A 25,490-nucleotide genomic window follows, 5' to 3' on the forward strand; every position below is an offset into this window, starting at 1 on the left:
TGCTCCTGCGCAAAGTATTCCCGCTATAAATCATTAAACTTAATGAATTCACATTTTCTTCATCTCTATTTCTATTTTGTTAAAAACACGTATGATTCCGATTACTCGTTATATACAGAACCGTTATATCGCCTTTTGCCTTGGCTGCATTATCGTCATCGGGATCCTACAGGTTTCTTTTTCGAAGCTGGTTGAGCTCGTTCATTCATTTTCTCCTCTGCTATTCCCGACGCTCACCATCTTTCTGCTGGTATTTCATCTTTTCATCGCCTGCTTCATGTCGATGAAATACTGGTGCGACCGCAGGCGCATCTATCTGGTTGCCCTGGCGTTTGCGTTTGACGGCTCAATGCTGCTGATGCTGGGCACGCTCTCCAGCTTCCCGGCCTGGCTTGACCTCTACCAGTTCAACGTCATTAACTATAACGACGCCATGATTTTCTTCATGTTCCGCCACATCATGATGGCGGTATTAATGATTATCGCGGCGCTGCTTTATACAATCCGGGATTATCCGCTTTCCCGCCTGGCCCATATCGCCATCTTTATTGGCTTATTTATATTCACCGCATCAATGGTTTCGTTTGCGTGGCTCTATTCCAGCCATTCCGACAGATTAATGATTGATTTAGTGGATAATGAAACGCGACAGTTCATGGTTCTCTGGAGCCACGTAATCAATATCATCCTGATTATAATATGGGTTGTTGCATTAGCCACGCTGATGATTATTACCCGTTTGCGCAATCTGTTCTGGGTCGGCGGTAATTTCCTGTGCGTTTGCTACATTGTGACGCTGGCGATGCTGATGATGGGTGGATACGCGGAAGATATTGCCTGGTACCGCTCCCGTTTATTTGAAACAGCAGCAACGCTTCTGATTATATTTGTGCTGCTTTATGACGTATTTAATCTGTACCGTGAATCCCATCTGAAGTATCAGCAGTCCTATCAAAACTCGATTCGCGATCCGCTTACGCGCCTCTATAACCGCAGCTATTTCTACGACACCCTCACCCAGACGCTCGGTTCGGTGAAGCCCAGTCGCCCGGTGTCGGTTATCGTCAGCGATCTGGATCGTTTCAAACGCATTAACGATACTTATGGTCACCTCCAGGGCGATAAAGTGCTGCAGTTTGTCGCCAATCTTCTGGTGGACTCCGTTCGCCCGCAGGACATCGCCGCGCGCATTGGCGGCGAAGAGTTTGTGCTGATGCTGAACAATACCTCGTCGGAAGCCGCCTTGCAGGTTGCCGAGCGCATTCGCCTTCACTTAAGCAGCTTTGATAAATCCAGCAGCAACGGACAGCTTCCGGAGCCGATTACCATCAGTATGGGCGTGTTTACGGCGACCTCAGCGCAAACCACCGCCGAAGAGTGCGTAGAAAGCGCCGATAAAGCGATGTATGAGGCGAAAGAGACGGGACGTAACCGCGTGGTGGTGTTCAAATAAAAAAAGCCTTGCGGGTGCAAGGCCTTTCAGGTGTCAGTCGCGCGACTGCAGTTCACTGATGTTCTGCTCAAGGCGTGCGATAAGGCCAATAAGCATGTCCAGTTCCTCTGGCGAGATCCCTGACAGGATCTCCCCTCGCGTCTTGCTGATTACGGCTTCCATCTCGTCAATGATTGGCGCCGCTTTTTCAGTGAGCTTGATGCGCTTAGCGCGACGATCGCTGGCGCAGGTTTGCCGGGAGATCAGTCCTTTTTCCTCCAGCTGGTCCAGCGTACGTACCAGTGACGGCTGCTCAATGCCGATCGCTTTCGCCAGTTGAATTTGCGACTGTTCGGGCGGCAGCTGATGAATGTTATGCAGCGTGACCCAATGTGTCTGTGTCAATTCCAGAGGTTTCAGGCGATGGTCAATCAGAGCACGCCAGACGCGTACCAACCTTGCCAGATCAGAACCAAGTGGCGATTCCAATTTCATCTCCTTATAATTAGCTTGCTAAGTTATTATACTGATTTTAGAATAGTGTGCAGCATTTATATTGCCAAAACAAATGTAATACTGCATTCATCGATGTTGTAAGTATGACGTAAACTGATTACTGACGCCTCATCGCGTGACGGTCGGCCGCCCTGGCTCCCCTTCAACTGCAAAGGATTTCTGCTCGTGACGTTTTCATTTAGCTCCGCGGGGTTACCCCTTCAGGACCTGATTGTCGGTGCATCAGTCTATTTCCCCCCCATTTTTAAAGCCGTCTTTCTGGGCTTTTTGATCTGGCTGGTTGCGCACCGTCTGCTGCGCGACTGGATGTATTCCGGTGAAATCTGGCACCCCATGCTGATGGATCTCTCCCTGTTTGCCCTGTCCGTGTGTCTTGGCCTTGCCGTATTGATTGTCTGGTAGATAATTCGATGAAAACGCTAAAATATTTCTCTAGTCTGATGGTTCTGGCCCTGGCATTGATCGCCGGCTGGTGGTTGTGGAATTACTACATGCAGTCTCCCTGGACGCGCGACGGTAAAATCCGCGCCGAGCAGGTGAGCATCACGCCGCAGGTGTCCGGCAGCATCACCGCGCTGCTGGTGAAAGATAACCAGTTCGTCAAGCAGGGCGACGTCCTGTTCCGCATTGATGAGACCCCATTCCGTATCGCTATCCTTAACGCTCAGGCGCAGCTCGCCAAAGCGCAGTCGGACCTGGCAAAAGCCAATAACGAAGCCAATCGCCGTCGCCATTTATCGCAAAACTATATTTCAGCCGAGGATTTAGACACTGCCAATATCAACGTGAAGGCCATGCAGGCCAGCGTTGACGTTGCCGAAGCCACGCTGAAACAGGCGCAGTGGGAGTTGACGCAGGCGGTGGTGAAATCCCCCGTTGACGGATGGGTCACTAACCTTTCAGCCCGCGTCGGGAACTACGCCACCACCGGACAGCCCGTGTTTGCCCTGGTCGATAGCCGCTCGTTCTACGTCGTCGGCTATTTTGAAGAGACTAAACTGCGCCATATCCGGGAAGGCGCGCCGGCGCAAATCACCCTCTACAGCGGCTCGCAGACGTTACAGGGTCACGTATCCAGCATCGGTCGCGCGATCTACGATCAGAGCGTGGAGACCGATTCTGGCCTGGTGCCGGACATTAAGCCTAACGTGCCCTGGGTGCGCCTGGCCCAGCGCGTACCGGTGCGCGTCGAGTTCGACAGCCTGCCGAAAGACATCACCCTGGTGTCAGGCACCACCTGCACAGTCTCCATCGGGACGCGCTGATGAACCTGCCCGCTTTCTCCTGGCGTAACGTACCCTGGGTCAAAGCAACCCGGCCACAGTGGCGCTATGCCCTGCGCAACGGCATTGCGATGTGTCTGGCGCTCATGGTCGCCTATCATCTGAACCTGGATGAACCCTACTGGGCGATGACCTCCGCGGCGGTGGTGAGCTTCCCGACCGTGGGCGGTGTAATCAGCAAAAGCCTCGGGCGCGTGGCGGGCAGCCTGCTGGGCGCAACGGCTGCGCTGATTATTGCCGGACATACCCTGAACGATCCCTGGCTCTTTTTACTGAGCATGGCCGCGTGGCTCGGCCTGTGTACCTGGGCCTGCGCCCACTTCACCAACAACGTTGCCTACGCCTTCCAGCTTGCGGGCTATACCGCCGCCATTATCGCCTTTCCGGTCATCAACGTGCTGGACACCACCGAGCTGTGGGATATCGCCCAGGCCCGCGTGTGCGAGGTGATTATCGGGATCCTGTGTGGCGGGGTGATGATGATGATCCTGCCGAGCACCTCGGACGGCACCACGCTTATTGGCGCATTAAAAACCATGCACGCTCGCCTGCTGGAACATGCGAGCCTGCTCTGGCAGCCGGATACCACCGATGAAATCCGCCTCGCCCATGAAAAAGTCATCGGTCAGATCCTGACCATGAACCTGCTGCGCATTCAGGCCTTCTGGAGCCACTACCGCTTCCGTCGGCAGAATGCGCTGCTGAACTACCTGCTCCACCAGCAGCTGCGCATGACCAGCGCCATCTCCAGCCTGCGCCGGATGCTGCTCAACTGGCCGAACCCGCCCGCGAATACCCGGGAAGTCATCGACGCCCTGCTGGCCGAGCTCGCCCGCCCGACGGCGGACTTTTACAGCGTGGCGCGCATTATTGCCCCGCTGGCGCCGGTGGATGAATATGACTATCGCCACCGCGCTTTCTGGCAGCGGCTGCGCTATTTCTGCCGCCTCTATTTGCGCAGCAGCCGCTGGATCCGCGCCGTGGAAAACGCCACGCCGATCACCGAGTTAGCCGTCCCGCGAAGCCCCGCGCTGGCGCGGCACACGGACAGCCTGGAAGCGCTGTGGAGCGGTTTTCGCACCTTCTGCGCCCTGACGCTGGTCGGCACCTGGGGGATCGCTACCCAGTGGGATTCCACCTCCGCGGCGCTCACCCTGGCGGCCATCAGCTGCGTGCTGTACTCCGTTGCCGCCTCGCCCTTTAACTCCCTGACGCTGCTGCTGCGCACGCTGGTATTGCTCTCTCTGTTCAGCTTTGTGGTGATGTTCGGCCTGATGGTGCAAGTCACCGATCTGTGGCAGTTCCTGCTGTTTCTCTTCCCCCTGCTGACCACCATGCAGCTGCTCAAGCTGCAAATGCCAAAGCTTGCCGGGCTGTGGGGCCAGCTGATTGTGTTTATGGGGTCGTTCATCGCCGTGACCAATCCGCCGGTTTACGACTTCGCCAGCTTCCTGAACGATAACCTGGCGAAAATCATCGGCGTGGCGCTGGCGTGGCTGGCGTTTGCCGTGCTGCGTCCGGGCTCCGACGCGCGTAAAAGCCGGCGTCACATCCGCGAGCTGCGCCGGGGCTTTGTTGACCAGCTAAGCCGCAGGCCGCACCTGCGCGAGAGCGAGTATGAATCGCTGGTTTATCACCACGTGAGCCAGCTCAATAACAGCCAGGACTCCCTCTCCCGCCGCTGGCTGCTGCGCTGGGGCGTGGTGCTGCTCAACTGTTCCCACGTGGTGTGGCAGCTGCGCGCGTGGGAAACCCGCTCCGATCCGCTGTCGCAGGTGCGGGACGTGTGTATTGCGCTGTTACGGGACGTGATGAGCGAACGCGGGGTTCAGCAGCGTCCGCTGGAGGCGACGCTCAACGAGCTGCAGCGTATTTGCGATACGCTCGCGCGCCACCATCTTCCGGCGGCGCGCGATTTAGCCTCAATAGTCTGGCGGCTGCACTGCTCGCTGTCTCAGCTGGAGCAGGCTCCGCCGCCGGGCACCATTGGGGATCAGATCACGCCGCAGGCGTAGCGCGCCCCGCCGCCGCCCAGCGGTTTAGGCCGATCGGACATATTGTCGCCGCCGACGTGGATCATCAGCGCTTTGCCTTTAACCTGGTCCAGCTTCTTCAGCCGTGGCGCGACCACCGGCTCTGTGGCTTTCCCGTCGTTGTTGACCACCAGTACGGGCAGGTCGCCCAGATGCCCCATACCGTCAGGGCCTTCGTGTTTGCCGGAACTCTGCGGATCGAGGTGTCCACCTGCCGCTTCAGCCGCCGAGGGTTTGTCCTCTTTCAGCGCAGGCTCACAGCTGCCGTTAGCGTGGACGTGAAAACCGTGTTCACCGGGAGGAAGTGCATTGAGATGAGGGGCGAACTCCAGACCTTTGTCGGTTTCGGTGATGGTTACCGTCCCGACGGACTGCCCAATCCCCTCAGATGTGACGAGGTGCATTTCGACGTCATCGCTGGCGGCCTGCGCACCTGCGCAAACAACCAGCGTGACGAGTGCCAGAGCAAAACGCTTCATGTGACCTCCGTTGATTATTTTTTGCCCCTTAAGTCTATACCAGGGGCAAAGATTTCACCGGAAAGTCACCATTTTCCAGATTATGGTACGTCGTAGCCCAGCGCTGCCTTACGGATGCGGAACCACTGCTGGCGGGTCATTTGCAGCTCTTCAGCGGCCAGCGCCGAGCGCACGCGCTCAATTTTGCCGGAGCCGATAATCGGCAGCGGCTGCGACGGCAGACGCATGATCCAGGCGTAAACCACCTGCTCAATACTTTCCGCGTTCAGCTCGCGGGCCACCGTCGCCAGCTCGTCGCGCAGCGGCTGGAATGCCTCGTCGTTGAACAGGCGACCGCCGCCCAGGCAAGACCACGCCATCGGGCGAATGCGCAGCTGCTGCAGCTGATCCAGCGTACCGTCCAGCAGCAACGGCTGGTGAACCGGGGAAATTTCCACCTGGTTAGTCGCCAGGGTAAACGGCAGGCGGGACTGCAGCAGGGTGAACTGCGCCGGCGTGAAGTTCGACACGCCAAAATGGCGCACTTTGCCGCTCTGGTGCAGGTTCAGGAACGCCTCTGCCACCTCGTCGGCGTCCATCAGCGGATCCGGGCGGTGGATCAGCAGCAGATCGATATGGTCAGTCGCCAGATTCACCAGCGATTGCTCGGCGCTTTTAACGATATGGTCGCGATCGGTAATGTAGTGACCCAGCGCGTGTTCAGGCTTCGCGGTGGTGGCGATGCCGCACTTGGTGACGATCTCCATCTGGTTACGCAGCGCCGGAACCAGCTTGAGGGCCTCGCCGAAGGCCGCTTCGCACAGATAACCGCCGTAGATATCGGCGTGATCGACGGTGGTGATGCCTAAATCGATGTGCTCTTCAATGAAGCTTGCCAGCTGAATGGGGGACATATTCCAGTCCATCAGGCGCCAGTAACCCATCACAAAACGGGAAAACTCCGGGCCCTGGGGTGCAAGAGTAATACGCTGAACCATAACAATTTCCTCAAGGAGTAGATGCTATGAGTATACGCAATTACGCTGCTAAAACAGTGAGGGTTGCTGAGGTTCTTCGGCATCGGCCGCTTTGTTTGCGCGTAATTTGCGCAGCAGGCGCTGACGACAGAGGCGAATAATGTCCTGTTTTTGCGTGTCGCTAAAATTCTGCCAGTTAAACCGCTCTTCGCGGGTGCGCATACACCCGCGGCAATAGCCGCGCTCGTCTGCCTGACAAATTCCCCGGCACGGGCTCTGGATGGGGAAAAACTCCAGCTGCTCTGCCACACACACCTCCAGAAACCGTTACTCACCTACAGTGAAGACGCTAAATGCCGCGCGTGCAAGGCTTTAACACAGAAATGTGGCATTAAGGTTTCACTAATCTTCCCTCTCTATACTCGCCGCATCACTATAAAGAATGGTTCATTTATGACGCGGTTCATCAAAAAGTTACAGTGTAACGATACAAAATTCACTCTGGCCTGTGCTCTCTTCTTCACCGTGCTGAACGCCCTGTTCATTCAGCGCAGCTGGGCCATCATCGCCCCTGCTCGACTGCACGACATGCTGTTTGCCGCCTCGGTGCCGCTGGTGCTGTTTTGCGGCTGGGTGATTGTCTTCAGCCTGCTCAACATCCCCTTTATCCGCAAGCCGCTGCTGATCCTGCTAACCATGGGATGCGCGGGCGCGACCTACTTCATGTATACCTACGGCGCGGTCATCGATCAGAACATGATTGTGAACGTGTTCGAAACCAACTCCCAGGAAGCGACCGCTCTGGTGACGCCGCAGCTGATCGCCTGGATTGTCATTGCCGGTTTAATCCCTTCGCTGGTGCTCGCCGCGACGCGCATTCGCAGCGGAAAGTGGTGGTACGCCCTGCTGACGCGCGCTGCCGCGATGCTCGGCGCGCTGCTGGTGATTATTCTGGTGGCCTCCGTTTTCTACAAAGACTACGCTTCGCTGTTCCGTAACAATAAAAGCATCGTCAAGATGGTGACCCCGGCGAACTACGTCAGCGCGGTGGTGAAATACAGCAAAATGCGGTGGTTTGCGGGCGATCAAACGCTGGTGCGCATCGGTGAAGATGCCCATAAAGGCCCGGTGATTTCCGGCCAGCAGAAAAAGACCGTGCTGGTGCTGCTGGTGGGCGAAGCGTCCCGCGCGGCGAACTATTCGCTGAACGGCTACGCGCGTGAAACCAACCCGGAGCTGAAAAAGCAAGACATTATTAACTTCCCGCAGGCCTCGTCGTGCGGCACGGAAACGGCCGTCTCCGTGCCCTGCATGTTCTCCGGAATGACGCGCAAAAAATACGACGCTGACCTCGCCCGCCATCAGGAAGGGTTGCTCGACGTGCTCGGACACGCGGGAATCAACCTGCTGTGGCGCGATAACGACGGCGGCTGTAAGGGGGCGTGCGACCGCATTCCGCACACCGACATGACCCAGTGGAAGCTCGACCAGTTCTGCAAGGATAAATCCTGTATCGACGACGTGAACTTCTACCGTCTGGATAACGTGCTGGACGGCCTGAAGCAGGACACCGTGCTGGTCATTCACCTGATGGGCAGCCACGGCCCGGCGTACTATCGTCGCTACCCGGAAAGCTTCCGTAAATTCACGCCAACCTGCGACACCAACGAGATCCAGGACTGCGACCACCAGGCGCTGATCAACACCTACGACAACTCGATTTTGTACACCGATAGCGTGGTCAGCAAAACCATCGACGCCCTGAAAGCGCGTCAGGGCAGCATGAACACGGCGCTGATTTACCTTTCCGACCACGGTGAATCGCTGGGGGAAAGCGGAATTTACCTGCACGGCACGCCTTACATGCTGGCTCCCGAGCAGCAAACGCACATTCCGTTTATGTTCTGGCTTTCGCCGGATTACGCGAAAAACTTCGGCGTGAATCAGCAGTGTATACGAGACCATGCTGCAAAAAATGCGGTTTCCCAGGACAATTTGTTCTCGACCGTGCTGGGCATGATGAACGTTAAATCAACGGTTTATCAGGAGCAGCTGGATATTCTCAATGGCTGTCGCCAGTAAACCCACTTGCATTAGACCGAACGGTCTATTACAGTGCCGTCCATGAGCAGACAGACAGAACACGACACACGCGAACACCTACTGGCGACCGGCGAGCGGCTTTGCATGCATCGCGGGTTTACCGGGATGGGGCTGAGCGAACTGTTAAAAACCGCTGAGGTACCGAAGGGGTCGTTTTACCACTACTTCCGCTCCAAAGAGGCCTTTGGCGTGGCCATGCTGGAACGGCACTATGCCGGTTACCATCAGCGCCTCGCCGCCCACTTTGACAGTGGTGCAGGGAACTATCGCGACCGTGTTCTTAACTACTATCAGGAAACGCTGAACCAGTTCTGTCAGCAGGGCATTATCAGCGGATGCCTGACGGTAAAACTGTCTGCCGAGGTGTGCGATCTTTCCGAAGATATGCGCACCGCAATGGACAAAGGAGCCCGCGGCGTCATCGCCCTGCTGGCTCAGGCGCTTGAGAAAGGCCGCGAAGAAAAAACGCTGGCCTTTTCCGGTGAGCCGCTCACTCAGGCGCAGGTGCTGTACGCGCTCTGGCTAGGGGCAAACCTGCAGGCCAAAATTTCTCGCAGTGCGGTGCCGCTTGAAAGCGCGCTGGCTCATGTGAAAAGCAGTATTACAACGCCTGGCGTTTAGCAGGCGTTTTTATTTACCCTTTTACTAGTCGACTGGTCTACTCAGGAGTCTTTATGTCAGCTGAAAAACTATTTACCCCGTTGAAAGTGGGTGCTGTTACCGCCCCAAACCGCGTGTTTATGGCGCCGCTTACGCGTCTGCGCAGCATTGAGCCGGGCGATATCCCAACGCCACTGATGGGTGAATATTACCGTCAGCGCGCAAGCTCGGGTCTCATCATCACCGAAGCCACCCAGATTTCCGCCCAGGCGAAAGGCTATGCCGGCGCGCCTGGCCTGCACAGCCCGGAGCAGATCGCCGCGTGGAAAAAAATCACCGCTGGCGTTCACGCAGAAGATGGCCGTATCGCGGTTCAGCTGTGGCACACTGGTCGTATTTCGCACAGCAGTATCCAGCCTGGCGGCCAGGCGCCGGTGTCGGCCTCTGCTCTGAGCGCGAACACCCGTACTTCCCTGCGTGATGAGAACGGTCACGCCATCCGCGTCGATACCTCTATGCCGCGCGCGCTGGAAACCGACGAGATCCCGGGCATCGTGAACGATTTCCGCCAGGCGGTGGCGAACGCCCGTGAAGCAGGCTTCGACCTGATTGAGCTGCACTCCGCCCATGGCTACCTGCTGCACCAGTTCCTGTCTCCGTCCTCTAACCACCGTACCGACCAGTACGGCGGCAGCGTAGAGAACCGCGCGCGTCTGGTGCTGGAAGTGGTTGACGCCGTGTGCAAAGAGTGGAGCGCCGACCGCATTGGTATCCGCGTATCCCCAATCGGCTCTTTCCAGAACGTCGACAACGGCCCGAACGAAGAAGCCGACGCGCTGTATCTGATTGAAGAGCTGGCGAAGCGCGGCATTGCCTATCTGCACATGTCCGAGCCGGACTGGGCCGGCGGTCAGCCGTATACCGACGCCTTCCGCCAGAAAGTGCGCGAGCGCTTCCACGGCGTAATTATCGGTGCGGGCGCGTACACCCCGGAGAAAGCGGAAGATCTGATCGGCAAAGGTCTGATTGACGCCGTGGCCTTCGGTCGTGATTACATCGCCAACCCGGATCTGGTGGCTCGCCTGAAGCAGAAAGCCGAGCTGAACCCGCAGCGCCCGGAAAGCTTCTACGGCGGCGGCGCAGAAGGCTATACCGACTACCCTTCCCTGTAATTCCCCGTTGTGCATTGATAGCGGCGATATTTCGCCGCTATACTAAAACATCGTTTCTGATCAAAAAGATAATCCCTTCCATTGGTTAAAGAGGAAATTATGCGCTTACTTCACACCATGCTGCGTGTTGGCGACCTGCAACGTTCTATCAACTTCTACACCAACGTTCTGGGCATGAAGCTGCTGCGCACCAGCGAAAACCCGGAATACAAATACTCGCTGGCGTTCGTCGGTTACGGTGAAGAATCCGACGAAGCCGTGATCGAACTGACCTACAACTGGGGTGTGGACAGCTACGAGCTGGGCACCGCTTACGGCCACATCGCGCTGGAAGTTGATAACGCAGCCGAAGCCTGCGAGCGCATTCGCAGCAACGGCGGTAACGTCACCCGCGAAGCCGGCCCGGTCAAAGGCGGCACCACGGTGATCGCGTTTGTTGAAGATCCAGACGGTTACAAAATCGAGCTGATTGAAGCCAAAGACGCCGGTCGCGGTCTGGGCAACTGATCCTCAGGGCGCATCATGCGCCCGTTGTTTTACTGCATCCCCTCTTAAAATTTGCCATAATGCGCACTGCTTTTTTCCCCATGTAAGAGACCCTGATGTCCGATAACGCTCAATTTACCGGTCTGTGCGACCGTTTTCGTGGTTTTTATCCCGTTGTCATTGATGTAGAAACAGCCGGATTTAACGCTAAAACCGATGCGTTGCTTGAAATTGCCGCTATCACGCTGAAGATGGATGAACAGGGCTGGATTTCGCCGGACACCACGATGCATTTCCACGTTGAGCCGTTCGAAGGCGCCAACCTGCAGCCGGAAGCGCTGGCCTTTAACGGCATCGATCCGCATAACCCGCTGCGCGGCGCGGTCAGCGAATACGACGCCCTTCACGCCATCTTCAAAATGGTGCGCAAAGGCATGAAGGAGAGCGACTGCAGCCGGGCGATCATGGTGGCGCACAACGCCACGTTCGATCACAGCTTTATGATGGCCGCCGCCGAGCGCGCGTCGCTCAAACGCAACCCGTTCCACCCGTTCGTGACCTTTGATACCGCCGCTCTGAGCGGCCTGGCGCTGGGGCAGACGGTGCTGTCCAAAGCCTGCATCACGGCGGGAATTGAGTTTGACGGCACCCAGGCGCACTCGGCACTATACGATACCGAGCGCACGGCGGAGCTGTTCTGTGAAATCGTCAACCGCTGGAAGCGTCTGGGCGGCTGGCCGCTGCCGACGGGCGACAGCGAAGAATAGTTAAAAAAAAAGCGACCTGAACAGGTCGCTTTTTTGTCTCCGCAGAAGCTTATTCTGCGTCTGGCTCTTCAGTTTTGTACTTCGCCGCAGTCTCTTTGATCAGCTGTTGCAGTTCGCCACGCTGATACATTTCGATCAGGATGTCGCAACCGCCAACCAGCTCACCGTCAACCCACAGCTGTGGGAAGGTCGGCCAGTTTGCGTATTTTGGCAGCTCAGCGCGAATGTCCGGGTTTTGCAGGATATCAACGTAAGCAAAGCGCTCGCCGCAGGCAGACAGCGCCTGAACCGCCTGCGCGGAGAAACCGCAGCTAGGCAGTTTCGGAGAACCTTTCATGTACAGGAGAATCGGGTTTTCAGCGATCTGGCGCTGGATTTTTTCAATAGTGGTGCTCATGTCTTGCTTCCTTAAACTTCTGTTACGGCATTCGTCTGACATTGTAGCGGTTCAGAGCGACATCGGAAAATAACATTTTTGTCACGTCTATATATTTTAACCGTTACCGCTAAAAGTTGCATTCCAAATGTAGCTTAACCCTGTTCCGCATAAGGTTTTGCTTAAGAAGCGAGCAAGAGTGCGACAGATTGATCAAAATATTTGCACTTGCTAACGAAACAGATTTTTAGATTGAAAAATGCTATTAACTTTCAGGGTTTTTATAGATTAGAATCGACGGGTTTTTGAAAATCACACGCAGGTAGTATTGATGACCTGCTTTAATCAGGGGACTGGCCAGTGGCGCGGATAAATAAAATCTCGATCACGCTCTGTGCTTTACTGTTTACATCACTCGCATTCACGCCAGCGGCGAACGCCTCTCAGCAGGCGCGGCAGTCTGCCGTGCAAAAAACGCATCTGGCGAAAACCACAGAACGTAAGAAAAAAACAGCCAGCAAGACCGAAAAGAAAAAAACCACCGCAAAAACCAAACGCACCTCCTCCAGCAAAGCCAAAGTCACTCGTATTACCCCATCCAGCTCGCGCAAAGTCCAAAAAACGGCCGCCAACCTCGTTACCGAAAAATGCACCACCCGCAAAGGTCATAAGGCGAAGTGCGTTAAGGGAATGAAGATTGCGGAAGTGCACAAAGTGCGCGTGCAGAAAGCGCAGAAAACCGCGCTGAACAAGCTGATGGGCCAGATTGGCAAACCTTATCGCTGGGGCGGCACATCTCCGCGCACCGGCTTCGACTGCAGCGGCCTGGTTTATTACGCGTATAAAGACCTGGTGAAATTCCGCATTCCACGCACCGCAAACGAAATGTACCACCTGCGCGATGCCTCTCCGGTTAATCGCGGGGAGCTGGAAAACGGCGATCTGGTCTTCTTCCGCACCCAGGGGCGCGGCACCGCCGATCACGTTGGCGTGTATGTCGGCAACGGGAAGTTTATCCAGTCGCCACGCAGCGGCCAGGACATTCAAATCACCTCCCTCAGCGAAGATTACTGGGTACGTCACTACGTAGGCGCACGCCGCGTAATGACCCCGCAAACCATTCGTTAATCCCTGCCCTGCCGCAGCCGCGGCAGGGTAAGTTCCTCTTTTGCATACCCTTTCAATTTGCTACTCTATCCCTGTTGTCTGTAAGGTTATTGGCAACATTAAAAACAATAAGGAGAGAAGCAATGTCGTTCGAATTACCTGCATTACCGTATGCAAAAGACGCCCTGGCTCCGCATATTTCTGCGGAAACCCTGGAATACCACTACGGCAAACACCATCAGACCTATGTCACCAACCTGAACAACCTGATTAAAGGCACCGCGTTCGAAGGTAAAACCCTGGAAGAGATCGTGCGTAGCTCTGAAGGTGGCGTATTCAACAACGCCGCTCAGGTGTGGAACCACACCTTCTACTGGCACTGCCTGGCACCTAACGCGGGCGGCGAACCTGCGGGCGAACTGGCCGCTGCCATCAACGCAGCCTTCGGCAGCTTTGCTGATTTCAAAGCGAAATTCACCGACGCGGCGATCAAAAACTTCGGTTCTGGCTGGACCTGGCTGGTAAAAGAGGCCGATGGCAAACTGGCTATCGTATCAACGTCTAACGCGGGCACCCCGCTGACCACCAGCGCAACGCCGCTGATGACCGTGGACGTGTGGGAGCACGCTTACTACATCGACTACCGTAACGCGCGCCCGAACTACCTGGAGCACTTCTGGGCGCTGGTTAACTGGGAATTTGTTGCGAAGAACTTCGCAGCGTAAGAGACGCGCAGAAGGGTTCGCCCTTCTGCGTTTTTTTATTCCGCCGCGCAGGCCGTTTCAGGCTGTTTGCGACCGGACATCACCACCAGCAGCAGACCCAGCGCCGCAATAATCGCCCCCATCACCGGCACAAAGCTGTACCCAAGACCGCCGGAAATCACCGCACCGCCCGCCGCCGCGCCCAGCGCATTCCCGAGGTTGAACGCCCCGATGTTTACGGATGATGAAAGCCCTGGCGCTTCGTGAGCCACGCGCATCACGCGCATCTGCAGCGGAGGAACGACCGCAAAGGTTGCCGCGCCCCACACGACCATCGCCACGGCCGCCCCGATTTCGCTACGCGCCAGCCACGGGATCGCCACCATAATGACAATCAGCAGGGTTAAAAACCCTTTCAGGGTGCCGCTTACCGAACGGTCGGCAAACTTCCCGCCGAGGTAGTTACCGACGGAGAACCCGACGCCAATCAGCACCAGCATCGCGGTAACAAACAGCGGCGTTGCGTGGGTGATGTCGTGCAGCACCGGGGAAATATAGGTGTAGAGGGTAAACATCGCCCCGGCACCCAGCACGGTGGTGAGCAGCGCGGAGAGCACCTGCGGGCGCATCAGCACCGACAGCTCTTTACGCACGTCCGGGCGCTCCCCTGCGCTGCCTTTCGGCAGAGAGAAGAACAGCGCCGCCATCGCCACCACGCCTAGCGCCGCGGTGGCGAGGAAGGACATTCTCCAGCCAATCGCTTCACCGAGCCAGGTCGCGGCAGGTACGCCGCCGATGTTGGCAATCGTCAGGCCCATAAACATGGTCGCCACCGCGCTGGCCTGCTTATGCTTCGGCACCACGCTTGCCGCCACGACCGAGCCCAGCCCGAAGAACGCGCCATGGTTAAGGCTGGTCAGAATGCGCGACAGCATCAGCGTGGTGTAATCCGGGGAAATGGCGGACAGGACGTTCCCGAGGGTAAAAATCGCCATCAGGAAAATCAGCGCGTTGCGCCGGGCGCGGTGCGACAGCAGCAGCGTCATCAGCGGCGCGCCGACCATCACGCCGATCGCGTAGGCGCTGATCAGCATCCCGGCGGCAGGAATAGAGACATCCACGCCCCGGGCAATAACCGGCAGCAGTCCCATCGGGGAGAATTCAGTGGTGCCAATCCCAAAGGCGCCAATCGCCAGGGCCAGCAGGGGAAAATTGATTTTCATGCGTCAACTCCGGATGCCGCGTCATTTCACGACACAGAATAAAGAAGCCGAAAGCATGACATCAATCACAAAAAATGAGAAGTTAACAAAATGGCAAAAGATTTTTGCAGGATAAGTAACAATCGGGGAAAGCAGGAGGGAGAAGGCTCCCCCCCGTGTAAATCAATGCAGTGCAGCCGTTAAACCGCCAGCCACAATCAGCGCCAGCACAATAACGGTGGTAACCAGCGAAAACTTAAGATCCGAACTCATCAATTTCTCTCCTTTTAATCACCTTACGAAAAGTGAGCCTGCTCATTTTACACAGTTTACGTCAAAAATCTTCCTGGATTTAAAATGATAACCACTTTTGCTCTTCCCCTTTTCATCAAGATAGGACAAAATTCCACGCTAAATTTATTAGCGTACCGGCCATTGATCCCCTCCTGACGTCCTGTGTCGTTTTCCCGGCGTGTCGCAATCCAAAGTTGCGTGATAAGGGTGTGAGAAGGCAAACGTTTACCTTCCCGTTTTTCAGGAGCTTAGGATATGGTCTGGAGTGAAATTTAATGGCAACAATTAAAGACGTAGCAAAACGCGCAAACGTTTCCACTACAACCGTATCACATGTTATTAACAAAACCCGTTTTGTTGCTGAAGAAACGCGCAACGCCGTCTGGGCGGCCATCAAAGAGCTGCACTACTCACCGAGTGCGGTTGCGCGCAGCCTCAAAGTCAACCACACCAAATCGATTGGTTTGCTGGCGACCAGCAGCGAAGCGGCCTATTTTGCTGAAATTATCGAAGCCGTTGAGAAAAACTGCTTCCAGAAAGGCTATACCCTGATTCTGGGCAACGCCTGGAACAGCATCGAAAAGCAGCGCGCTTACCTGTCGATGATGGCGCAAAAGCGCGTCGACGGCCTGCTGGTGATGTGTTCCGAATACCCGGAATCGGTGCTGTCGATGCTCGAAGAGTATCGCCACATTCCGATGGTGGTGATGGACTGGGGCGAAGCGCGCGCCGACTTTACCGACTCGGTTATCGATAACGCCTTCGAAGGCGGCTATATGGCCGGCCGCTACCTGATTGAGCGCGGCCACCGCGAGATTGGCGTGATCCCGGGCCCGCTGGAGCGCAACACCGGCGCGGGCCGTCTGGCGGGCTTTATGAAAGCCATGGAAGAAGCGCTGATCTCGGTGCCGGAAAACTGGATTGTGCAGGGTGACTTTGAGCCGGAATCCGGCTATCGCGCCATGCAGCAGATCGTCTCCCAGCAGCATCGCCCCACTGCCGTCTTCTGCGGCGGCGATATCATGGCGATGGGCGCGCTCTGCGCGGCCGACGAGCTGGGCCTCCGCGTGCCGCAGGATATTTCGGTGATCGGGTATGACAACGTGCGCAACGCGCGTTTCTTCACCCCGGCGCTGACCACTATCCACCAGCCGAAAGATTCGCTGGGCGAAACGGCCTTCAACATGCTGCTGGACAGGATCGTGAATAAACGTGAAGAGTCTCAGTCGATTGAGGTTCACCCGCGTCTTATCGAGCGCCGCTCCGTGGCGGACGGCCCGTTCCGCGACTACCGCCGTTAATCTTTTATGGAGCCAGTTAAGCTGGCTCCCGTAACCACTCCCGGTTCAGCGTTTCGCTGTCTCCTAAGTAATCCAGCAGCCAGGCCATCGCGGGCGAGATATCGTTTTGCTGCCAGGTCAGGCAGCAGGCGGCATCCGGGAACGGGTTCTCAAGCTCCAGCGCCACCCACTCCCCGGCATCGATGCGCGGCCTCGCGAAATGCACCGGCACCATCGCGATACACAGCCCCGCAGAGAGGCAGGTTGCCGAGGACTCCCAGTCCGGCGCCACCACCCGACGCTGGTTGTCCAGCAGCCAGGTAATACGCTTGGGCAACGAGCGCGAGGTGTCTTCCAGCACCAGCGACGGCCAGTTGCGCAACGTATCGTCGCTGAGCGGTCCTTCCATCTTCGCCAGCGGATGATCGCTTGCCACCACGCAGTTCCAGCTCAGCATCCCCATGTCCCGAAAGGCGTAGCGCCCCCCGACCGGGATCGCCTGCGTGGCGCCAATCGCCATCTCCGCCCTGCCGTCGGCCAGCGCGTCCCAGACGCCGTTAAACACCTCCTGGGACACGCGCAGCTCAACGTCTGAGAAGTGGCGATAGAAATCGACGATCATCTGCCGCGTCCGCTCGGGCTTAACGATATTGTCCACCGCAATCGACAGATGCCCGCGCCAGCCGTTAGCGATCTGCTGGCACTGCTCGCGGGTGATCTGCATTTTTTTGATAACAGAACGCCCTTCCTTCAAAAACCACGCACCAGCCGGCGTTAATTCCACGTCGCGATGGCGGCGTTCGAACAGCGGAACGGCGAGCCACTCTTCGAGCTGACGAACCGTATAGCTGATAGCCGAAGGGACGCGGTGGAGTTCCTGCGCGGCGCCGCTGAAGCTGCCGTTACGGGCGACAGCATCCACAACTTCAAGAGAATAATCTGACCACATTTTCTGCCTGCAAAATTTTTGAATGCAACCGCCAAATATTAGCGTTTCACAAGCCGCTTTGCACTCCCTACACTCTGCGCCAACGTACACCTGCCTCCCAAAGGAGAATAAAAGAATGCAACCCGGGAAAGGATTTTTAGTCTGGCTCGGCGGCCTGAGCGTGCTGGGCTTTTTAGCGACCGACATGTATCTGCCTGCTTTTGCCGCCATGCAGGAAGACCTGCAAACCCCTGCCGCCGCCATCAGCGCCAGCCTGAGCCTGTTCCTGGCCGGTTTTGCCTTCGCGCAGCTGCTGTGGGGGCCGTTGTCCGACCGTTTTGGCCGCAAGCCGGTGCTGCTGCTGGGTCTGGCGATCTTCGCCGTGGGCTGCCTGGGGATGCTGTGGGTACGCGACGCGACCTGGCTGCTGGTGCTGCGCTTTGTTCAGGCGGTAGGCGTTTGCGCTGCGGCGGTAACCTGGCAGGCGCTGGTGACGGATTACTACCCGGCATCGCGCACCAACCGCATCTTCGCCACCATTATGCCGCTGGTCGGCCTTTCTCCTGCCCTTGCGCCGCTGCTGGGAAGCTGGATCCTCGCCCATTTCGACTGGCAGGCCATTTTCGCCACCCTGTTCGCCATCACGCTGGTGCTGATGCTGCCCGCGTTTGCGCTCAAGCCCGCGCATAAAAAAGCGCCTCATCCGCAAGCGAAGCCGATCACCTTTACCTTTTTACTGCGCGCCAAAGCGTACCGCGGTAACGTGCTCATCTACGCGGCCTGCTCTGCCAGCTTCTTCGCATGGCTGACCGGTTCGCCGTTTATTCTGCACGATATGGGCTACAGCCCGGCTGCCATCGGCCTGAGCTACGTCCCGCAGACCATCGCCTTCCTGGTGGGCGGCTACGGCTGTCGCGCCGCGCTGCAAAAATGGCAGGGTCAGCAGATGTTGCCCTGGCTTCTGGTGCTTTATGCGTTCAGCGTGATCGGCACCTGGGCGGTCGGGTTTATTCCGGGCGCGGGTCTGACCGAAATTTTGATCCCGTTCTGCGTGATGGCTATCGCTAACGGTGCCATTTACCCGATTGTGGTGGCTCAGGCGCTACGCCCGTTCCCACAGGCGACCGGACGCGCCGCGGCGCTGCAAAACACGCTCCAGCTTGGGCTCTGTTTCCTGGCGAGCCTGGTGGTATCCGCCCTGATTGCCACGCCGCTGCTGACCACCACCAGCGTGATGCTGGTGACCGTTGCGCTTGCGGGCATCGGCTACAAAATGCAGTCGTCCGCCCAAAAAGCGCAGGATGCCGACGCGCGGGCGGAAACCTCGCACGCCTAATCGCGCCGGAAATTATGTTACATTTCAGTGATTAGGTTGCTAAGAATTTTCTATTGAATCACCAAATTTTGAGGCCTATACTAAATTTGGTTCGATTAAATACGATAAATATTAAGTATTAACGGGAGCCAGCGTGCTCCCGTTTTACATTGCAGTCATTTCGGCAAGGGTTATCTCCCTTCCTCTGTTCTACGTCGGATACTAGCCTCGCGGTGGAATACCGTGAGATTTCTCACAAACCATAAAAAGCGTCTACGCTGTTTGAAGGTTCTGATCACAGCAAGGTGATGGAGAAGCTATGAGTTCATCGTGTATAGAAGAAGTCAGCGTTCCGGACGACAATTGGTCCAGGATCGTCAGTGAACTATTGGGACGTGCAGGCATCGCCATTAACGGGCCTTCCCCCTCCGATCTCCAGGTCAAACATCCTGATTTTTTCAAGCGTGTCTTGCAGGAGGGATCGTTAGGACTGGGTGAAAGCTATATGGACGGCTGGTGGGACTGCGAGCGGCTGGACATCTTTTTCTCCAGCGTGCTCCGCGCCGGTCTTGAAAACCAGCTTCCGCGTAATTTCAAAGATACCCTGCGCGTCGCCTCTGCCCGCCTGTTCAACCTGCAAAGCAAAAAGCGGGCGTGGATTGTCGGTAAAGAGCATTACGACCTCGGCAATGACCTTTTCAGCCGCATGCTCGACCCTTTCATGCAGTATTCCTGCGCTTACTGGAAAGATGCTGAAACCCTCGAAGATGCCCAGCAGGCGAAGCTGCGCTTAATCTGCGAGAAATTACAGCTACAGCCGGGGATGCGGGTGCTGGATATCGGCTGCGGCTGGGGCGGTCTTGCGCAGTATATGGCGCAGAACTACGGCGTCAGCGTGGTTGGCGTGACGATTTCTGCCGAGCAGCAGAAGATGGCGCAGACGCGGTGTCAGGGGCTGGACGTCACCATTTTATTGCAGGATTACCGCGAGCTGAACGACCAGTTTGACCGGATTGTCTCCGTCGGGATGTTCGAGCACGTTGGGCCTAAAAACTACGACACCTATTTTGACGTCGCCGACCGTAACCTGAAGCCGGACGGTATTTTCCTGCTGCACACCATTGGCTCGAAGAAAACCGATCTCAGCGTCGACCCGTGGATTAACAAATACATCTTTCCGAATGGCTGTTTACCGTCCGTGCGCCAGATTGCGAAGGCCAGCGAGCCGCATTTCATTGTGGAAGACTGGCATAACTTCGGCGCGGATTACGATACCACGCTGATGGCGTGGCATTCCCGTTTCCAGGCCGCCTGGCCGGAAATTGCCGACAACTATTCCGAACGATTCAAACGCATGTTTACTTATTATCTGAATGCCTGCGCGGGCGCGTTTCGCGCAAGGGATATTCAGCTGTGGCAGGTTGTTTTCAGTCGCGGGATAGAACACGGCCTGCGCGTCGCCCGATAAAAAATAACCCCGGATATCCGGGGTTATTTTTATTCTGCTTCAGCCGCTTTAATTATCGCGGCCTCTTTTGCCGCCAGCACGCGCTCGACGGTATCCACTACCGCCTGGGTTTGCGGATCAATTTCAATATTCACCCGATGCCCCAGCTTTTTTGCACCCAGCGTTGTGCGCTGTAATGTTTCAGGAATTAAATGCACGCAAAAACGCGTTGCCGTCACTTCGCCTACCGTCAGGCTAATACCGTCAATACCAATAAATCCTTTATAAAGGATGTATTTCATTAATGTCGGATCCTGAACTTTAAACCAGATCTGGCGGTTATTTTCTGACGTCAGGATTTTCGCAACTTCGGCGGTTGTCATGATGTGACCCGACATCAAATGGCCGCCAATCTCATCGCTGAACTTCGCGGCACGCTCTACGTTCACGGTATCGCCCACCGCCAGCTCGCCCAGGTTGGTGATGCGCAGCGTTTCTTTCATTAAATCAAAGCTGATGTGGTTGCCGTTAATTTCCGTCACCGTCAAACAACAGCCGTTATGCGCAACCGATGCTCCGGTCTCCAGACCGTCGAGCATATATTCCGGCAGCTCGACAACGTGAGTGCGGAAATTGGGTTTTTCATCAATGGACACCAGTTTAGCCGTGCCCTGAACAATACCAGTAAACATGCTTACAACTCCTGTTTTTTCCGGACGGTGGTGACACCGTTTAATCCCACCACAATAACAGTTGGAAAAACAGGTTGCCAGCGGAGCGCATTTTCTGGCGATTTTTTCACTAGATAATTAGTTAAACCCCGCTACAATAGCTGGCACCCCCCTGCATTTTCTTTCTTGCTGCCAGTTACGGCGGCTTTTTTAGTCTCTCAAATAACAACAATACAAAGGTGTTCACGTGCAGAAGTACATGAATGAGGCGCGTCAGCTATTGGCACTGGCTATACCAGTGATCGTCGCGCAGGTTGCTCAAACCGCAATGGGATTTGTGGATACGGTCATGGCGGGTGGCTACAGCGCCACCGATATGGCCGCGGTTGCCATCGGAACCTCTATCTGGCTCCCGGCGATTCTTTTTGGTCACGGCCTGCTGTTAGCCCTGACCCCGGTTATCGCCCAGCTTAACGGCTCCGGGCGCCGCGAACGCATCGCGCATCAGGTTCGTCAGGGGTTCTGGCTGGCGGGCGCCGTTTCAATTTTGATCATGGTGGTGCTGTGGAACGCGGGTCATATCATCCGCGCGATGCACAACATCGACCCTGCGCTGGCGGATAAAGCCGTGGGCTATCTGCGCGCGCTGCTGTGGGGCGCGCCGGGCTATCTCTTCTTCCAGGTGGCACGTAACCAGTGTGAAGGGCTGGCGAAAACCAAGCCCGGTATGGTGATGGGCTTTATCGGCCTGTTGGTAAATATCCCGGTCAACTACGTCTTTATCTACGGGCATTTCGGGATGCCGGAGCTCGGCGGCGTCGGCTGCGGCGTGGCGACGGCGGCGGTTTACTGGGTGATGTTCTTTAGCATGCTCACCTACGTTAAGCGCGCCCGCTCCATGCGCGATATCCGGAACGAAGCGTCCTTCAGCAAGCCCGACATGACGATCCTGACACGCCTGGTGCAGCTCGGGCTGCCTATCGCCCTGGCGCTGTTCTTCGAAGTGACGCTTTTCGCGGTCGTCGCCCTGCTGGTGTCGCCGCTGGGCATTGTGGACGTTGCCGGGCACCAGATAGCGCTGAACTTTAGCTCGCTGATGTTCGTTCTGCCAATGTCCCTTGCCGCGGCGGTCACCATTCGCGTCGGGTTCCGTCTGGGACAAGGTTCTACGCTTGACGCACAAACCGCCGCCCGCACCGGGCTTGGCGTGGGCGTGTGCATGGCGGCCTGTACCGCGCTCTTTACCGTGGCGTTCCGCGAGCAGATTGCCCTGCTCTACAACGACAGCCCGGAGGTGGTGACTCTCGCCTCGCACCTGATGCTGCTGGCGGCGATCTACCAGATTTCCGACTCCATCCAGGTGATCGGCAGCGGCGTGCTGCGCGGGTATAAAGATACGCGCTCTATCTTCTTTATTACCTTTACCGCGTACTGGGTGCTGGGCCTGCCGAGCGGCTACGTGCTGGCGCTGACGGATCTGGTGGTCGACCGGATGGGCCCGGCGGGCTTCTGGATGGGCTTTATCATCGGCTTAACCTCGGCGGCTATTCTGATGATGCTGCGAATGCGCTTCCTGCAGCGTCAGCCATCGACGGTGATTTTGCAGCGCGCCGCGCGTTAAATGCACAGTAGCCGCTGGCGGGCGGCTACTTTCTCTGCATTTTGAACGGGAATACAGCAATCGCGTGAAATCTGAGAGAAAATTGCGTTTTCCCTCTTGCCTGATCCGGGGAGTGCCGCTAATATTCGTCCCCGTTGTCGCCGACAACACGTTGCGTTCATAGCTCAGTTGGTTAGAGCACCACCTTGACATGGTGGGGGTCGTTGGTTCGAGTCCAATTGAACGCACCATTCTGCGTCCGTAGCTCAGTTGGTTAGAGCACCACCTTGACATGGTGGGGGTCGGTGGTTCGAGTCCACTCGGACGCACCATTTCAGTCCTGAAATGGTGCAAATTCCTTCTTATCTTCTGAATTATCCCCTTAGCTGAATTTCTTAACATTTATCCTGCTACGCTTTTCTCATGATTAAAAAAGCACAGGAAGCGTGTTGATGAAGAAAATTGCGATTATCGGCTCAGGTCCGACAGGGATTTACACCTTTTACTCGCTTTTGCAAAACCCCGCCCCGCTTTCGGTAACGGTCTTTGAACAGGCTGATGAGGCCGGCGTTGGGATGCCCTACAGCGATGAAGATAACTCGCGCCTGATGCTGGCCAACATTGCCAGCATCGAAATTCCCCCGCTGTTTATCACCTATCTCGACTGGCTGAAAAGCCTGAGCGAAAGCCATCTGGCGCGCTATCGCGTCGATAAAGCCACGCTGCACGATCGGCAGTTCCTGCCCCGCATTTTATTAGGTGAATATTTTCGCGATCGGTTTTTAGCCATCGTCGAAAAGGCCAGGCAGCGCGGGTTCGAGGTGGCGATCCACGAAGCCTCCGCCGTTACCGATCTGGATGCGGACGCGGACGGCGTAACGCTCTCGGTGAACGATCGCCCCTTCCCGGCGCGATTCGATCTGGCCGTGGTGGCAACGGGCCACGTCTGGCCTGACGAAGACGAATCCACCCGCACCTACTTCCCAAGCCCGTGGTCAGGGCTGATGGACGCCAGAATCTCCGCCTGTCGGGTGGGGATCATGGGCACATCCCTCAGCGGGCTGGACGCCGCAATGGCCGTTGCCATCCAGCACGGGGATTTTGTGCAGGATCGCTTCATCCTGGACGAGGCGAGCCGGCAGTTACGCATCACCCTGATGTCCCGCTCCGGCATTCTGCCGGAAGCCGACTTTTACTGCCCCATCCCCTACGAGCCGCTGGAGATCCTGACCGAAGCGGCCGTACAGCGCGAAATCGACAAAGGCGACGACGGGCTGCTGGATCGGGTGTATACGCTGATGGTGGAAGAGCTGAAACTTGCCGACCCGCAGTGGTGTGAAGAGATCGGTCTGCACAATCTGGACGCCGACAGCCTGCTCGAGGCCTGGTACGCGGATCGTAAAAAGCACGACCCGTTTCGCTGGGCTGAGGAAAACCTGAAGGAAGTTGAGCAAAACAAGCGCGATAAGCACACCGTGGCCTGGCGCTACACCATTCTGCGCCTGCATGAAGTGGTTCAGGAGATTGTGCCGCACCTGAACGAGCGGGACCGGGAGCGCTTCAAGAAAGGGCTGCAGCGGGTGTTTATCGACAATTACGCCGCTATCCCCTCCCAGTCCATTCGCCGGCTGCTGGCGCTGCGCGAGGCGGGCGTGCTGAGCGTGATGGCGCTTGGCAATGACTATCAGCTGGAGGTGGGCAGTTCGCAGACGGTGATTACGACTCAGGATAACGTCTACCGCTTTGACGTTTATATCGATGCCCGCGGGCAGAAGCCGCTCAAGGTAAAAGATTTGCCCTTCCCTTCGCTGCGCAGGCAGCTGATGGCGACCGGGGAAGCGCTGCCGGCGTTCGGCGATGACTATACCCTCACGGCCCCGGCGTCTATTCGCGGTCGGGTGGCCTTTGGGGCGATCCCCTGGCTGATGCACGATCAACCCTTCGTGCAGGGTCTGTCGGAATGTGCAGAGATAGCAAAAGCGATGGCAAAAGCGGCGGAGAGAAACGCGTCGGGTCTGCGCAGGACGCTGCCCTACAGCGACGATTAGCAGGGCATCCGTGCCCTGGACGGGGATTACTCGAAGAAGACTTCCGGGTTATCCGACAGCGACACGAAGGTTTTCGTGTTTTTGTCCAGCGCACGGATCACGCCGCTTTCAATGTCATACACCCAGCCGTGCAGGCGGATGGAGTTATTGCGCAGGCCCACCGCAACGGACGGGTGCGTTTTGATGTTGCTCAGCTGGGCGAAGACGTTTTCCTGCACCATCGCGTTCACTTTGTCGGTGCCGTTGTCCCAGGTTTTGTTTTCCACCACCGCTTTCGCGGCATCGGAGTAGCGCAGCCAGTGGGACACCGCAGGCATCGGCCCGAGATCCGCATTGTCGGCAATCGCTTTCATCGCGCCGCAGTTAGAGTGGCCGCAGATAACGATATCGGTCACGCCCAGCGCCACAACGGCGTATTCGATGGTCGCAGAAACCCCGCCTGGCTCCGGCCCGAACGGCGGCACGATGTTGCCGGCGTTACGAATGACAAAGAGCTGTCCTGGCTCTTGCTGGGTGACCAGCTCTGGCACCAGACGGCTGTCGGAGCAGGAAATGAACAACGCTTTGGGATTCTGGCTGGACGCTAAGCTGCGAAAGAGCTCTTTGCGTTGCGGGAAGACTTCTTTTTGAAAGCTGAGAAAACCTTCAATGATATGTTGCATAGCAATATCTCTTTTATCTGTTTTAATTT

Annotated in this window: 26 protein-coding genes and 2 tRNA genes; 18 read left to right on the plus strand and 10 right to left on the minus strand. The window is 56.7% G+C overall.

Going from position 1 to position 25,490, the window contains the following annotated elements:
• The first annotated feature begins 91 nt into the window (after positions 1-91).
• Positions 92-1,453 carry an MASE4 domain-containing protein gene (locus AB6V08_RS02085; protein ID WP_368541046.1) on the plus strand — a complete coding sequence of 454 codons (1,362 nt, stop codon included), beginning with the start codon at positions 92-94 and terminating at the stop codon, positions 1,451-1,453.
• A gap of 33 nt (positions 1,454-1,486) precedes the next feature.
• Here the strand turns inward: AB6V08_RS02085 and slyA are convergent, their stop codons facing one another.
• On the minus strand, positions 1,487-1,927 hold the full coding sequence (gene slyA, locus AB6V08_RS02090) for a transcriptional regulator SlyA (RefSeq protein WP_368541048.1): 441 nt from the start codon (positions 1,925-1,927) through the stop codon (positions 1,487-1,489).
• Between the two features lie 186 nt (positions 1,928-2,113).
• Between slyA and AB6V08_RS02095 the strand changes: the two genes are divergently transcribed.
• From AB6V08_RS02095 to AB6V08_RS02105, 3 genes are read left to right on the plus strand one after another with little or no spacing between them, the layout of a single operon-like run.
• Positions 2,114-2,350, plus strand: coding sequence for a DUF1656 domain-containing protein (locus tag AB6V08_RS02095; RefSeq protein ID WP_368541049.1), 237 nt, complete (start codon positions 2,114-2,116; stop codon positions 2,348-2,350).
• A gap of 8 nt (positions 2,351-2,358) precedes the next feature.
• Complete coding sequence (locus tag AB6V08_RS02100) at positions 2,359-3,213, plus strand: efflux RND transporter periplasmic adaptor subunit (RefSeq protein WP_368541050.1); 855 nt, start codon at positions 2,359-2,361, stop codon at positions 3,211-3,213.
• Positions 3,213-5,246, plus strand: a complete 2,034-nt coding sequence (locus tag AB6V08_RS02105) for an FUSC family protein (protein WP_368541052.1) — start codon at positions 3,213-3,215, stop codon at positions 5,244-5,246. The genes AB6V08_RS02100 and AB6V08_RS02105 overlap by 1 nt, the downstream gene beginning before the upstream one ends.
• Here the strand turns inward: AB6V08_RS02105 and sodC are convergent.
• From sodC to AB6V08_RS02120, 3 genes are all read right to left on the minus strand, one after another.
• The gene (gene sodC / locus AB6V08_RS02110; RefSeq protein WP_368541053.1) at positions 5,225-5,743 is read right to left on the minus strand and encodes a superoxide dismutase [Cu-Zn] SodC; all 519 of its coding nucleotides are present in this window, start codon (positions 5,741-5,743) and stop codon (positions 5,225-5,227) included. The two genes, AB6V08_RS02105 and sodC, sit on opposite strands and share 22 nt — an antisense overlap.
• A gap of 80 nt (positions 5,744-5,823) precedes the next feature.
• Complete coding sequence (locus tag AB6V08_RS02115) at positions 5,824-6,720, minus strand: aldo/keto reductase family oxidoreductase (protein WP_368541054.1); 897 nt, start codon at positions 6,718-6,720, stop codon at positions 5,824-5,826.
• Positions 6,721-6,768: 48 nt separating this feature from the next.
• On the minus strand, positions 6,769-7,008 hold the full coding sequence (locus AB6V08_RS02120; RefSeq protein WP_368541055.1) for a DUF1289 domain-containing protein: 240 nt from the start codon (positions 7,006-7,008) through the stop codon (positions 6,769-6,771).
• A gap of 144 nt (positions 7,009-7,152) precedes the next feature.
• Here AB6V08_RS02120 and eptA point away from each other — a divergent pair, with 144 nt between their 5' ends.
• The 5 genes from eptA (at position 7,153) to rnt (ending at position 11,827) form a co-directional block, all read left to right on the plus strand.
• Positions 7,153-8,781, plus strand: a complete 1,629-nt coding sequence (eptA, locus tag AB6V08_RS02125) for a phosphoethanolamine transferase EptA (RefSeq protein ID WP_368541056.1) — start codon at positions 7,153-7,155, stop codon at positions 8,779-8,781.
• 42 nt (positions 8,782-8,823) lie between these two features.
• Entirely contained in the window at positions 8,824-9,423 is a 600-nt protein-coding gene (locus tag AB6V08_RS02130; RefSeq protein WP_368541057.1) for a TetR/AcrR family transcriptional regulator, read from the plus strand.
• 53 nt (positions 9,424-9,476) lie between these two features.
• Positions 9,477-10,574 carry an alkene reductase gene (locus AB6V08_RS02135; protein WP_368541058.1) on the plus strand — a complete coding sequence of 366 codons (1,098 nt, stop codon included), beginning with the start codon at positions 9,477-9,479 and terminating at the stop codon, positions 10,572-10,574.
• Between the two features lie 99 nt (positions 10,575-10,673).
• Positions 10,674-11,081, plus strand: coding sequence for a lactoylglutathione lyase (gene gloA, locus AB6V08_RS02140; RefSeq protein ID WP_368541059.1), 408 nt, complete (start codon positions 10,674-10,676; stop codon positions 11,079-11,081).
• Positions 11,082-11,176: 95 nt separating this feature from the next.
• Complete coding sequence (gene rnt / locus AB6V08_RS02145; RefSeq protein ID WP_368541060.1) at positions 11,177-11,827, plus strand: ribonuclease T; 651 nt, start codon at positions 11,177-11,179, stop codon at positions 11,825-11,827.
• Positions 11,828-11,876: 49 nt separating this feature from the next.
• On the opposite strand, the gene grxD is transcribed toward rnt, so the two are convergent.
• On the minus strand, positions 11,877-12,224 hold the full coding sequence (gene grxD / locus AB6V08_RS02150) for a monothiol glutaredoxin 4 (protein ID WP_003832760.1): 348 nt from the start codon (positions 12,222-12,224) through the stop codon (positions 11,877-11,879).
• A gap of 339 nt (positions 12,225-12,563) precedes the next feature.
• Here grxD and AB6V08_RS02155 point away from each other — a divergent pair, with 339 nt between their 5' ends.
• Together AB6V08_RS02155 and sodB are read left to right on the plus strand one after the other, a co-directional pair.
• Positions 12,564-13,331 carry a C40 family peptidase gene (locus AB6V08_RS02155; RefSeq protein ID WP_368541061.1) on the plus strand — a complete coding sequence of 256 codons (768 nt, stop codon included), beginning with the start codon at positions 12,564-12,566 and terminating at the stop codon, positions 13,329-13,331.
• A 122-nt stretch (positions 13,332-13,453) separates the two neighbouring features.
• Entirely contained in the window at positions 13,454-14,035 is a 582-nt protein-coding gene (gene sodB / locus AB6V08_RS02160; RefSeq protein ID WP_368541062.1) for a superoxide dismutase [Fe], read from the plus strand.
• Between the two features lie 35 nt (positions 14,036-14,070).
• On the opposite strand, the gene AB6V08_RS02165 is transcribed toward sodB, so the two are convergent.
• Both AB6V08_RS02165 and cydH read right to left on the minus strand, forming a co-directional pair.
• Positions 14,071-15,237, minus strand: a complete 1,167-nt coding sequence (locus AB6V08_RS02165; RefSeq protein WP_368541063.1) for an MFS transporter — start codon at positions 15,235-15,237, stop codon at positions 14,071-14,073.
• Positions 15,238-15,399: 162 nt separating this feature from the next.
• Positions 15,400-15,489, minus strand: a complete 90-nt coding sequence (gene cydH / locus AB6V08_RS02170) for a cytochrome bd-I oxidase subunit CydH (RefSeq protein WP_042319665.1) — start codon at positions 15,487-15,489, stop codon at positions 15,400-15,402.
• Positions 15,490-15,785: 296 nt separating this feature from the next.
• Here cydH and purR point away from each other — a divergent pair, with 296 nt between their 5' ends.
• Entirely contained in the window at positions 15,786-16,811 is a 1,026-nt protein-coding gene (gene purR / locus AB6V08_RS02175; RefSeq protein ID WP_368541064.1) for an HTH-type transcriptional repressor PurR, read from the plus strand.
• 16 nt (positions 16,812-16,827) lie between these two features.
• Here the strand turns inward: purR and punR are convergent, their stop codons facing one another.
• A complete protein-coding gene (gene punR, locus AB6V08_RS02180; protein ID WP_368541065.1) occupies positions 16,828-17,739 on the minus strand; it encodes a DNA-binding transcriptional activator PunR in 912 nt (303 codons plus the stop codon).
• A 115-nt stretch (positions 17,740-17,854) separates the two neighbouring features.
• Between punR and punC the strand changes: the two genes are divergently transcribed.
• Together punC and cfa are read left to right on the plus strand one after the other, a co-directional pair.
• Positions 17,855-19,054, plus strand: coding sequence for a purine nucleoside transporter PunC (gene punC / locus AB6V08_RS02185; RefSeq protein WP_368541066.1), 1,200 nt, complete (start codon positions 17,855-17,857; stop codon positions 19,052-19,054).
• A 298-nt stretch (positions 19,055-19,352) separates the two neighbouring features.
• The gene (gene cfa / locus AB6V08_RS02190; protein ID WP_368541067.1) at positions 19,353-20,501 is read left to right on the plus strand and encodes a cyclopropane fatty acyl phospholipid synthase; all 1,149 of its coding nucleotides are present in this window, start codon (positions 19,353-19,355) and stop codon (positions 20,499-20,501) included.
• Positions 20,502-20,530: 29 nt separating this feature from the next.
• Here the strand turns inward: cfa and AB6V08_RS02195 are convergent, their stop codons facing one another.
• On the minus strand, positions 20,531-21,172 hold the full coding sequence (locus tag AB6V08_RS02195; RefSeq protein WP_368541068.1) for a riboflavin synthase subunit alpha: 642 nt from the start codon (positions 21,170-21,172) through the stop codon (positions 20,531-20,533).
• A gap of 226 nt (positions 21,173-21,398) precedes the next feature.
• On the opposite strand from AB6V08_RS02195, the gene mdtK reads away from it, so the two are divergent.
• The 4 genes from mdtK to AB6V08_RS02215 all read left to right on the plus strand — a co-directional run bounded on the left by mdtK (position 21,399) and on the right by AB6V08_RS02215 (position 24,799).
• Positions 21,399-22,772 (plus strand): MdtK family multidrug efflux MATE transporter, encoded by a 1,374-nt coding sequence (gene mdtK, locus AB6V08_RS02200; protein ID WP_368541069.1) that lies wholly within the window; start codon positions 21,399-21,401, stop codon positions 22,770-22,772.
• Positions 22,773-22,925: 153 nt separating this feature from the next.
• Positions 22,926-23,002, plus strand: a tRNA-Val gene (locus AB6V08_RS02205).
• A gap of 4 nt (positions 23,003-23,006) precedes the next feature.
• A tRNA-Val gene (locus AB6V08_RS02210) sits at positions 23,007-23,083 on the plus strand.
• 120 nt (positions 23,084-23,203) lie between these two features.
• A complete protein-coding gene (locus AB6V08_RS02215; RefSeq protein ID WP_368541070.1) occupies positions 23,204-24,799 on the plus strand; it encodes an FAD-NAD(P)-binding protein in 1,596 nt (531 codons plus the stop codon).
• A 26-nt stretch (positions 24,800-24,825) separates the two neighbouring features.
• On the opposite strand, the gene AB6V08_RS02220 is transcribed toward AB6V08_RS02215, so the two are convergent.
• Complete coding sequence (locus tag AB6V08_RS02220) at positions 24,826-25,461, minus strand: carbonic anhydrase (protein ID WP_368541071.1); 636 nt, start codon at positions 25,459-25,461, stop codon at positions 24,826-24,828.
• Between the last annotated feature and the right edge of the window lie 29 nt (positions 25,462-25,490).

The sequence above is a fragment of the Enterobacter soli genome (assembly GCF_964208575.1).
Classification (GTDB): domain Bacteria; phylum Pseudomonadota; class Gammaproteobacteria; order Enterobacterales; family Enterobacteriaceae; genus Enterobacter; species Enterobacter soli_A.